Source organism: Myxococcus vastator, from assembly GCF_010894475.1.
GTDB classification, from domain to species: domain Bacteria; phylum Myxococcota; class Myxococcia; order Myxococcales; family Myxococcaceae; genus Myxococcus; species Myxococcus vastator.
In genome coordinates, this window is the sequence record NZ_JAAIYB010000351.1 from 1 (window position 1) to 9,025 (window position 9,025).

9 protein-coding genes are annotated in these 9,025 nt (G+C 70.7%); 3 read left to right on the plus strand and 6 right to left on the minus strand.

What is annotated here, in order from left to right:
- Nucleotides 1-137: 137 nt before the first annotated feature.
- Nucleotides 138-1,295 carry an oxygen-binding di-iron domain-containing protein gene (locus tag G4D87_RS27675; RefSeq protein ID WP_163785606.1) on the minus strand — a complete coding sequence of 386 codons (1,158 nt, stop codon included), beginning with the start codon at nt 1,293-1,295 and terminating at the stop codon, nt 138-140.
- Between the two features lie 220 nt (nt 1,296-1,515).
- Here G4D87_RS27675 and G4D87_RS27680 point away from each other — a divergent pair, with 220 nt between their 5' ends.
- Nucleotides 1,516-1,986 carry a YqaA family protein gene (locus tag G4D87_RS27680; RefSeq protein ID WP_163785608.1) on the plus strand — a complete coding sequence of 157 codons (471 nt, stop codon included), beginning with the start codon at nt 1,516-1,518 and terminating at the stop codon, nt 1,984-1,986.
- 160 nt (nt 1,987-2,146) lie between these two features.
- Nucleotides 2,147-3,880, plus strand: a complete 1,734-nt coding sequence (locus G4D87_RS27685) for a lamin tail domain-containing protein (protein ID WP_205507746.1) — start codon at nt 2,147-2,149, stop codon at nt 3,878-3,880.
- A gap of 75 nt (nt 3,881-3,955) precedes the next feature.
- On the opposite strand, the gene G4D87_RS27690 is transcribed toward G4D87_RS27685, so the two are convergent.
- On the minus strand, nt 3,956-5,143 hold the full coding sequence (locus G4D87_RS27690) for an AI-2E family transporter (protein ID WP_163785610.1): 1,188 nt from the start codon (nt 5,141-5,143) through the stop codon (nt 3,956-3,958).
- A 121-nt stretch (nt 5,144-5,264) separates the two neighbouring features.
- On the opposite strand from G4D87_RS27690, the gene G4D87_RS27695 reads away from it, so the two are divergent.
- On the plus strand, nt 5,265-5,681 hold the full coding sequence (locus G4D87_RS27695) for a DoxX family protein (RefSeq protein ID WP_163785612.1): 417 nt from the start codon (nt 5,265-5,267) through the stop codon (nt 5,679-5,681).
- Between the two features lies 1 nt (nt 5,682).
- Here G4D87_RS27695 and G4D87_RS27700 read toward each other — a convergent pair whose 3' ends face one another.
- From G4D87_RS27700 to G4D87_RS27715, 4 genes are all read right to left on the minus strand, one after another.
- Nucleotides 5,683-6,942, minus strand: a complete 1,260-nt coding sequence (locus tag G4D87_RS27700) for a threonine/serine exporter family protein (protein WP_163785614.1) — start codon at nt 6,940-6,942, stop codon at nt 5,683-5,685.
- Nucleotides 6,943-7,056: 114 nt separating this feature from the next.
- On the minus strand, nt 7,057-8,001 hold the full coding sequence (locus tag G4D87_RS27705; protein ID WP_163785616.1) for a hypothetical protein: 945 nt from the start codon (nt 7,999-8,001) through the stop codon (nt 7,057-7,059).
- Nucleotides 7,998-8,426, minus strand: a complete 429-nt coding sequence (locus G4D87_RS27710; RefSeq protein ID WP_163785618.1) for a phage holin family protein — start codon at nt 8,424-8,426, stop codon at nt 7,998-8,000. The genes G4D87_RS27705 and G4D87_RS27710 overlap by 4 nt, the downstream gene beginning before the upstream one ends.
- A 14-nt stretch (nt 8,427-8,440) precedes the next feature.
- Entirely contained in the window at nt 8,441-8,878 is a 438-nt protein-coding gene (locus tag G4D87_RS27715) for a hypothetical protein (RefSeq protein WP_163785620.1), read from the minus strand.
- Nucleotides 8,879-9,025 lie beyond the last annotated feature (147 nt).

Sequence of the window (9,025 nt, forward strand, 5' to 3'; positions counted from 1 at the left end):
GGCCGGCGGGGGGCGGCGGCGGCACGATGGCCCGCGGCGATGGCTCCGGCGCGGCGCCCCCCAGGTACGCCACGCCTTCTACGTCGTCGGTCGAGTGCACCCCGGCCTCCCTCGGCTGCGTCGTCGCGTCGTCGCTATCAGGGGTCGAGCAGCGAGACGTGGGACGGTGCCCCCACGCCCTCGATGTCCAGGTGCGGCGTGGGCAGGTTGTACTCGGCCGCCGCGGTGGTGGCCTCGACGATGATGGGGCCGGCGATCTCCGGTGGCTCGCCGTGGCACAGCAGGTCCACCACGTGCTCCACCGTCCACTTGCCCAGCCGGCTCACCACCAGCCGCGTGCCGTCGTACTGCGCCGTGTCCGACAGCTCCCGGCTCGCGGCCAGCTTGGCCTCCACGGAGTCGCCCAGGTAACCGCGCGCCAGCGACAGCACCCGGTCCAACACGGCGTTCCAGGCCTGCAGGTGCGTGCGGTCCTGCGCCTCGTCCATGATGTCCAGGCCCACCTGGAGCTTCTCCATGCGGTCCAGGAACTGCTGCACCAGCGGCCCCCGGATGATGCGGCCGTGCTGCGGCGCAAGCATCTCCACGCCCGGCTCCAGCTTGCGGATGGTCGCCACCGTGCGTTGCAGCGCCGCGTTCACCGGCATGTAGATTTGGTGGAAGGCGCGGATGCCCGCCCAGTCGGACTCGTCCGCCCAGAGGCCCTTGGCGTTGGAGTCCGTGAGCCCGCCGAAGAGGTCTCCGGTGAAGAGCACGCGCGTCTGCGGGTCATAGAGCATGACGGCGCCGCGGAAGTGGCAGAAGGGCGAGGGCACCGGCAGCAGCCGGTGGCCGGTGGGCACGCTGAGCCCCTGCGCGAACTTCTCCGTGGGGATGAAGCGGTGGCGCGGCAGGTTCTGGTGGACGATGAGCCGCCAGGTGTCCTCCGAGCACAGCAGCCCGGCCCGGGGCGCGTAGCGCGCGGAGATGATGCTCGCCGACGAGCCCACGTCCGGGTCCTGGTGGTTGATGAACATGGCCGACAGCCGCTCCATGCCACCAATCAGGGATGTCACCTTGGTGTGGATGGTGGAGAAGTCGCTGCTCGAGCCCGGGTCGATGAGGAGGTTGAACTCCGTGGGCCGCTGCGTCTTCTTGTCCGTGCCGCGGAAGCGCAGCAGGTAGGGGTTGGCGTAGAAGATGTTGCCGGGCTCGCGCTTGCCCACCCAGAACGTCTCGGGGGCAATCTCCACCGGCGCGAGGCGCAGGTCGGAGCTCTGGCTTGGGCTCGGGGCTGGGGCGACGGTGCTGCTCATGTGCGCGGCGTTCCTTCCCGCTCGGGGGTGTAGGCCCCTCGCCATAGCAAGCGCCGCGCCGGGGCCCCCTCTCCCCGGGGGCGCGTGTGCGAGGGCCGGGACGGGGCGCAACGCCTGCGCGCGGGAGGGGTGGGGCGCAGACCTTGCGCCCCGGGCGTCTGCGCGCGTGCGCCGCGGCGGGCGGCATGGCAGGCTGGGGGCGCTCACCTCCGAAGCGTTGATGCCCGACCCGTCCGTACTCGCCACCTGGGGCCTCCCGGGGCTGTTCCTCGTCGCGATGCTCGCGGGCTCCGTGGTGCCGGTGCCGTCGGAGGCGCTGCTGGCCGCGCTCGTCTACGGCGGGACGGCGCCCGTCACCGCCATCGGGGTGGCCACCATGGGCAACGTGCTGGGCGCGCTGTCGCTCTACGGGCTGGGCCGCTGGGTGGCGGGCGGTGGCGGAGGCGCCCTGGGGCGCTGGTACGCGCGGCGCCGTGAGAAGGAGGGGCCTCGCATGCAGCGCGTGGAGGCCTGGACGCGGAGGTGGGGCGCGCCCGCGCTCATCATGTCCTGGCTCCCCGTGGTGGGTGACGCCTTCGTCATCGCCGGCGGCATGCTGGGGGTGCGCCCGCTGCCCTTCGTCTTCTTCGTCACGCTCGGCAAGGGCCTTCGGTATCTCGCCGTCGCCCTGTCCGCCGCCGCCGCGCTGTAGCGCCCGGCACGGGTGGTGTCACGAATGTTTCACGCAACGCGTGTGGGTCCCCCCCTGATAAAGGAGACGGGTGAGCATCGCATTCCCAGCGAAGCGGGTATCGTGTGGATGTCTCAATCGACCTCTCAACAGCCCCTTGCCAGGGGAAGGACTGGACATCGTGCGTGACAACGCAATTCCAACAAGCTCGGTGTGGTTGAACTGGCGTCGCCATGCCGCGGCGCTGTTGCTGGCGGTGCTCGCGGCGTGTGGTGGCGAGGACGCGTCGCTGGAGCCCGTGGGGCTCGACGGCGCGGAAGTCGGGCAGCGGCAGGACGCGCTGGGCGAGGTCCGCCTTCGCCTGCTGGCGGCCAACACGTCCAGCGGCAACGGGCAGGACTACGACCTGGGCCACGGCATCCGCATCTTCCAGGGCACGGACGCCGACGTGGTGATGATTCAGGAGTTCAACTACAGGTCGAACACCGCGGCGGACCTCCGCGGCTTCGTGGACACGGCCTTCGGGACGCAGTTCCACTACTACCGCGAGGGCGGGGCGCAGATTCCCAACGGCATCATCAGCCGCTACCCCATCATCGCCTCGGGCGAGTGGGATGACCCGTACGTCTCCAACCGCGACTTCGCCTGGGCGCGCATCGACGTGCCGGGCCCGAAGGACCTCTGGGCGGTGAGCGTTCACTTCCTCACCACGAGCAGCGGCAATCGCAACTCGGAGGCCAACAGCCTGGTCAGCCGCATCCGGGCCAACATCCCCGATGGGGACTACCTCGTGATTGGCGGAGACTTGAACACCGGCAGCCGCAACGAGTCCGCCTTCAGCACGCTGTCCCAGGTGGTGCGCACCGCGGGCCCCCACCCGGTGGACAAGAACGGCAACGGCAACACCAACGCGGGCCGCAACCGGCCGTATGACCATGTGCTGGTGGACAGTGACTTGTTCGCGCACCAGACGTCCGTCGTCATCGGCGGCAGCAGCTTCGCCAACGGGCTGGTGGTGGACACGCGCGTGTACACGCCGCTGAGCGCCATCTCCCCCGCGCTCTACGGCGACAGCGCCGCCTCCGGCATGCAGCACATGGCCGTCATCAAGGACTTCCTCATCCCGGGGGACGGCGCCACCGGTGATGACGCCTCCGTCACGGTGACGTCGCCCAACGGCGGTGAGAGCTGGTCGGGCGGCAGCGTGCGCGACATCACCTGGACGTCGACCGGCGTGACGAACGTGAAGCTGGAGTACACGCTCAATGGCAGCACCTGGAGCACCCTGGCCGCCAGCACGGCCGCCGCCGCGGGCAGCTACGCCTGGACGGTGCCGTCCAGCGCCACCACCACCGCGCGCGTGCGCATCAGCGACGCGTCCGACGCCAGCGTCAGCGACACCAGCGACGCGGCCTTCACCCTCACCACGACTCCGACGGGTGGCACGGGCAAGGTCCTCATCAACGAGGTGATGGTCAACGAGCCGGGCTCGAACGTCGTGGGCGAGTTCGTGGAGTTGGTGAACACGGGCACCGGGGCGGTGAACCTGAGCGGGTGGACGGTGTCCGACGCGGTCAGCGTGCGCCACACCTTCCCCACCGGCACGTCGCTGGCGGCGGGCGGCGTCATCGTGGTGTTCGGCGGCGCGGCGGGCATCCCGTCTGGGACGCCCAACGCGGTGTCCGCCTCCACGGGCACCCTGGGCCTGTCCAACAGCGGCGACACCGTCATCGTGAAGATGGCCACCGGCGCGGTGGTGGAGTCCGCGGTGTTGTCCTCCGGCGTGAGTGGCACGGATGGCGTGTCCGCCAACCGCAGCCCGGACCTGGGCGCCGCGGCGACCTTCGTGTTGCACACCAGCCTGTCCAGCCTGAAGGCCTCGCCGGGCCATCGCGTCAACGGCTCGGCGTTCTGAGCGGCCTCGCGTGAAGTGTCGCGGCCCTGCTCCCCGTTCGCGCGGGGAGCGGGGCCGTGTCGTTTCAGCGGAGCCTCAGTGGCGCTCCGGCGTCGTGGGCGACAAGGGCACGCGCTCGCGCGTCTCCGCCGACAGCACGGACGGGCGGATGATGAGGCTCTCGCCGCCGCCCGTCTCTCCGGGCGTGGCCGGGTCTCCGGGGCGCGGCGTGGGCCGGCCGTAGTCGCGCTCGTAGATGCGCAGCAAGGCCAGGAAGAAGGCCACGATGAGGGGCCCCAACAGCAGGCCCACCGTGCCGAACGCGGCCAGGCCTCCGAGCAGCGCGAAGAAGACGATGGCCGCGTGCTGGTGCATGCCGCGCCTGGCCAGCAGCGGCTTCACGATGTTGTCCACCAGCCCCACCACCACCGTGCCCCAGATGGCGAGGAACAGCGCGGCCCACGGGTGGCCGCTGAAGAACATCAGCGCCGCGGCGGCCAGCACCACGATGGCCGCGCCCACCGCGGGGATGAGCGCCATGAAGAAGGCCACGCCCGCGAAGAAGAGCGCCGCGGGGACGCGGGCGATGAGGAAGCCGACGAGCGCCGCCGCCGCCTGCACGCCCGCGGTGGCCACCGACGAGACGAGCACCGCCACGGAGACGCTGCGGAACTCCCGCAGGATTTCCCCCGTCTGGCCGCGCCGCAGCGGCGAGACGCTCTCCACCCACTTCACCAGCCGCGCGCCCTCCGTCAGCAGGAAGAAGAGGGCGATGAGCATCATCACCGTCTGGAACGCGATGGAGCCCGTCGCCGCCACCGCCCCCGTGACGGCCCGCGCCGCCGTTCCGCCCTGGGTGCTCACCTGCTGCTGCAGCGTCTCGTCGAGCTGGGCCTCCTCCAGGGGGATGCGCTCCAGCAGCCGCTCCACCGGACCACGCACCGGGCCAGGAATCTTGTCAATCAGCCCTTCCATCCCCTCCCGCTGCACCGTGTCGGAGACGAACTTCACGCCGTCCGACACCTCGGTGACGACGAAGGCCGTCAGGCCTCCCAGGGGGAGCAGCAGGGCCAGGATGACCCCCGAGACGATGACCCCCGCCGCCACGTTGTTGTGTCCGCGCAGCTTCCGGCTCAGCCGCGAATAGAGGCCGTAGAAGGTTCCCGCGAGCACCGCCGCCAGGAAGAAGGCCTTGGCGAACGGGCGGACAACCAGGGCGAGCAGGATGATGGACAGGATGATGAGCCCGGTGAAAACCCGCTGGGCGGTCTGCTCGGTTGCCATACCCGCCAAGGTAGGGCTGCCTTCGCGGAAGGGCAGGCACGGGGGGCGCTTTTGTCTGGCTGCCTGCTGTCCTTGCAAGAAGGCTTGGGCCCGGCCCCAAGGCGGCTAGAGTGGTCGCGCCATGCCGCCCTTCGAATCCACTCAGTTCACTGTCTGGCTGCTCCAGGCGCTCTGCGCCGTCTTCCTGGCCATCCTCTTCCTCCAGTCCGGCCTCGACAAGGTCATCGACTGGAAGGGCAACCTGGGATGGCTCACGGGCCACTTCTCCAAGAGCCCGCTGCGCGGCGTGGTGCCGCTGATGCTGGCCACCGTCACCGTGCTGGAGCTGGCGGCGGGGGCGCTCAGCGCCGCGGGGCTGGTGTCGCTGGTGGCCACGGGCAGCGCGACGCTGGCCTTCTGGGGCGCGCTGCTCTCCGCGGTGTCGCTGGTGGCGCTCTTCTTCGGCCAGCGGCTGGCGAAGGACTACGCCGGCGCGGGCGGGCTGGTGCACTACTTCCTGCTGACGCTGGTGGCGGTGTACCTCACCCGCCTGGGCTGAGTCAGAGCACCTTGCGCGTGGGGACCAGGGCATTGGCGGACAGCAGTCCCGCCACCAGCGCCACGGCCACCATCAGCATGGAGAAGGCCGTGTCCACGCCGGCCACCACGTCCCGCTCCAGCAGGGAAGACAGGCTGCGGAAGCCGACGCTGCCAGGCACCAGCAGCATGAGCCCGGGCACCAGCGTGGTGATGGAGGGCTTGCCGCGCAGCCGGGCCAGCGCGTTGCTGCCCATGGCCAGCAGCAGCGCGCCGACGAAGGCACCCAGCTGCGCCCCCAGCAGCAGCGAGCCCAGCCGGGCCCCCGCGAAGGCGAAGGTGCAGGCTCCGGCAATCCAGCCCCAGTCCCTGGGGCGCGCGCGGAACAGCACGCAGACCGCGAAGATGGCCACCAGCAGCATGGGCAACTGCGTCCAGTCCGGCAGCGCGGGCGGCAGCGGCGCCACGGGCGGCGCGGGCAGCACCACCGACAGCCGGCTGCCCAGGGCCACGCCGAAGCCCAGCTGGAGGAAGACGAGCGCCGCCGCCGTGAGCCGGGAGGTGCCGGAGATGAGGTTGCGAGTGGCCAGCTCGTTGATGGCCACCGTCAGGGAGAGGCCGGGGAGCAGGACGATGAGGCCCGCCAGCGTGGCCACCTGCGCGGACAGCGGCCCCATCAGGCTCGCGGCCAACGCGGCGACGGCGGAGGAGAGGATGGCCGCCACCGGCTCCAGCACCCGGGCCGTGGTGGGCTGCTTCCGGGTCAGCACGCCCAGGGTGCCGATGAGCAGGCTGCTGAGCGCCGCCACCGCCATCTCCTTGAGGCCACCGCCGAACAGCCGCCCCGCGGCGCCACCCGCGAGCGTCCAGCAGAGGAGCTGGAGCGCGGGGCCGAAGCGCTCGGGCTGCGCGAGGATGGCGTCCACGCGTTGCGCTCCCTCGGCTGGGGGCACCTGCCCGTGGATGACCTCGTCCGCCAGCGTGTCCAGCAGCGTCAGCCGCTCCAGGTCCATGTCGCCCGGCTCCACGCGGACGAGCGAGGTGCGCAGGGCCTCCGGCGGCCCGAAGGACGAGAAGATGGACGTGGGTGTGGAGAAGAAGCGCCCCTCCAGTCCAAAGCGCTCCGACACCCGCTGCATCAGCAGCTCCAGGCGATGCGCGGGCGTGCCGTAGCGGTGCAGCGCCTCGCCCAGCCGGAGGGTGAAGGCGACGGCGGAGCCCGGCGGCGGGGGATGACTGGCGGCGGTGAGGAGTTCGGGAGGGACGGCCACGGCGGCGCACATGGCAGAGGCTCCAGGCCGAGTCAAACGGCAGCGGGCCACACCCCTTGCTCCCGAGGAGTCGCCCGCCTGCCGTGTCGCGGGTTCAGGTCCGCCCGCTCCTGGGAGCTCCGCCCATCAGCGTGTTTTCCCTGAGTCCCCCAAGCCGGTGGTCTCGACGTTGCTCGCGCTGACGCTGCTGGAGGAAGCGGGCGCTGCCTGCTGCGAGCTCCCTGTGTCGCCGGCCGCTTGCGCGTCCTCTCCCTGGAGCTTCTCCTGGAGTTGTCCACCGAGCTGAGAGACACCTTCCTGGGCGCGGCGCTTCGCGGGCTCGATGAGCTCGCGCTCCTTTCCTGTCACCGGCAGCAGGGCGGACGCCAGCATGCCCAGCGTGATGCCACTCACGGCCAGGAGCAGGGGTTGCTCATCCACCGTGCGGGTGACCCAGTCGGAGGCCCGATGCTGGACGGCTTCGCGCGAGGGAACCCGCTCCCGCGCATGTGACGCCCGCTCCCGGGCCTTGTGCACGGCGCCCGCGGTCCGATCCCGAAGCGCGGTGGCTTTGTCGAGCGCCCTGTCCTTCACCTCATGCGCCTTGTCGCTCACCTCATGCGCCTTGCCGCTGGCGCTGCTCTTCATGTCGGCGAGCGTGCCTTCGCTGTCCGACTCCTCGGTGTAGCGCAGGGCGTCTCGGCCGGCGCGCGGGCCGTCGTGGCGCCACCGTTCGTCTCTCTCCGATGCGAGCTCGCTGTCGTGGTGCGCCGCGCGCGTGGTGAAGGCCTTGCGCATCAGCGCCGAGCCAACGCCCGCCCCCATGAGCGCGCCGAGCAGGCTCCAGCCCTTGGGCGAGTCGGCCCGCTCCTTCAATTCCATGCTCTTGTGCATCACTGCCTCCCTGGCCTGCGTCTTGAGTTCCGTGGCCTTCTCCACGGCGGCCTCCTTCGCGTGCTGCTTGAGCTCGGTGGCCTTGTGCGTGGCGGTCTCGCGGGCACGTTCCTTCAGCGCCGACGCCTTCTCGCTCGCGAGCGCCTTCAACCGGTCGGGTTCCGCCTTCCGGGCCAGCTCGCCCGCGAGCTCGCTCATGCGTGCCCGTGCATCTGCGATTTCATGGAGTGCGCGGTCTTGCTCGCCCATTGCCCATCCTCCTTGAGGGTTTGAATCGTTCGTTCAGGCCCGTGGACCTGCTTCATCCGCTGGAGTCCGCTCCAGGCAATGGCGCCGCCCACCGCGAGCAGCACCGCCGCGACGATGAGGGCGGACGCCCAGAGGGGCAGGGCCAGGGCCAGCACCGCCACCAGGAAGGCGACAAAGGTGATGGCCCCCAGGAGCAGCACCACGCCGCCGCCTGCCAGCAGGCCTGCTCCAGCCGATGCCTTTTTGGCCTCCGTCCGCAGTTCGGTGCGCGCCAGGGACACCTCGGCGCGAACCAGGCGGCGTGCCTGCTCGGTGAACTCGGAGAAGAGCGCTCCGAAGCCGTCTCCGTCTCGATGGGGAATCGTGGGTTCCATTCGTGGCACTCCCCTCACGCCTTGATGAGCCGACCGAGAACGAAGCCCGCCGCCACGCACCCCGCGATGAAGAGCCCGGGTCGCTCGCGGACCTGTGTCTGGGCATCCGCGAGCAGCTCTTCGGTAGTTTCACTCTCCAGCCGTTCAGACGTGCGGCGGAGCAGGCCCGTCGCACGGCCGAGCAGCGGCCGGGCCATTTTCGCCTCGTCCTTGTCCGAGATGCCCTCCAGCGTGGAGACGAGCCCCCGCAATCCCTTGGCCACGTCACCCCGGCGGCTCTCCACCTGGTGGTAGACGCGCTCCTTGGCGGCGCTGCCCAGCTGCTTCGCCTGCTCCTTGCCGGCCTGCCCGAGCCCGGACGTGCCGGATTCATCACGGGCGAAGCGGGAGCCTTCTTCCGAGCGCTGCCCGTACCCGCTGCCTTGGATGCTGCCGTCGATGACGCTTCCCATGCTGACTCCTTCATGTCCCGAGGGGGAAACTGTCGCGGGGACTTCACGGTTCATCGTCCCCGCGTGTCTTCGCATCAGAAGGTAGACATGCTGCGTGGCTGGCCTGAACGGAGCCTGGTACGCAGGCAGGGTGGGCGGTGGAGGGCG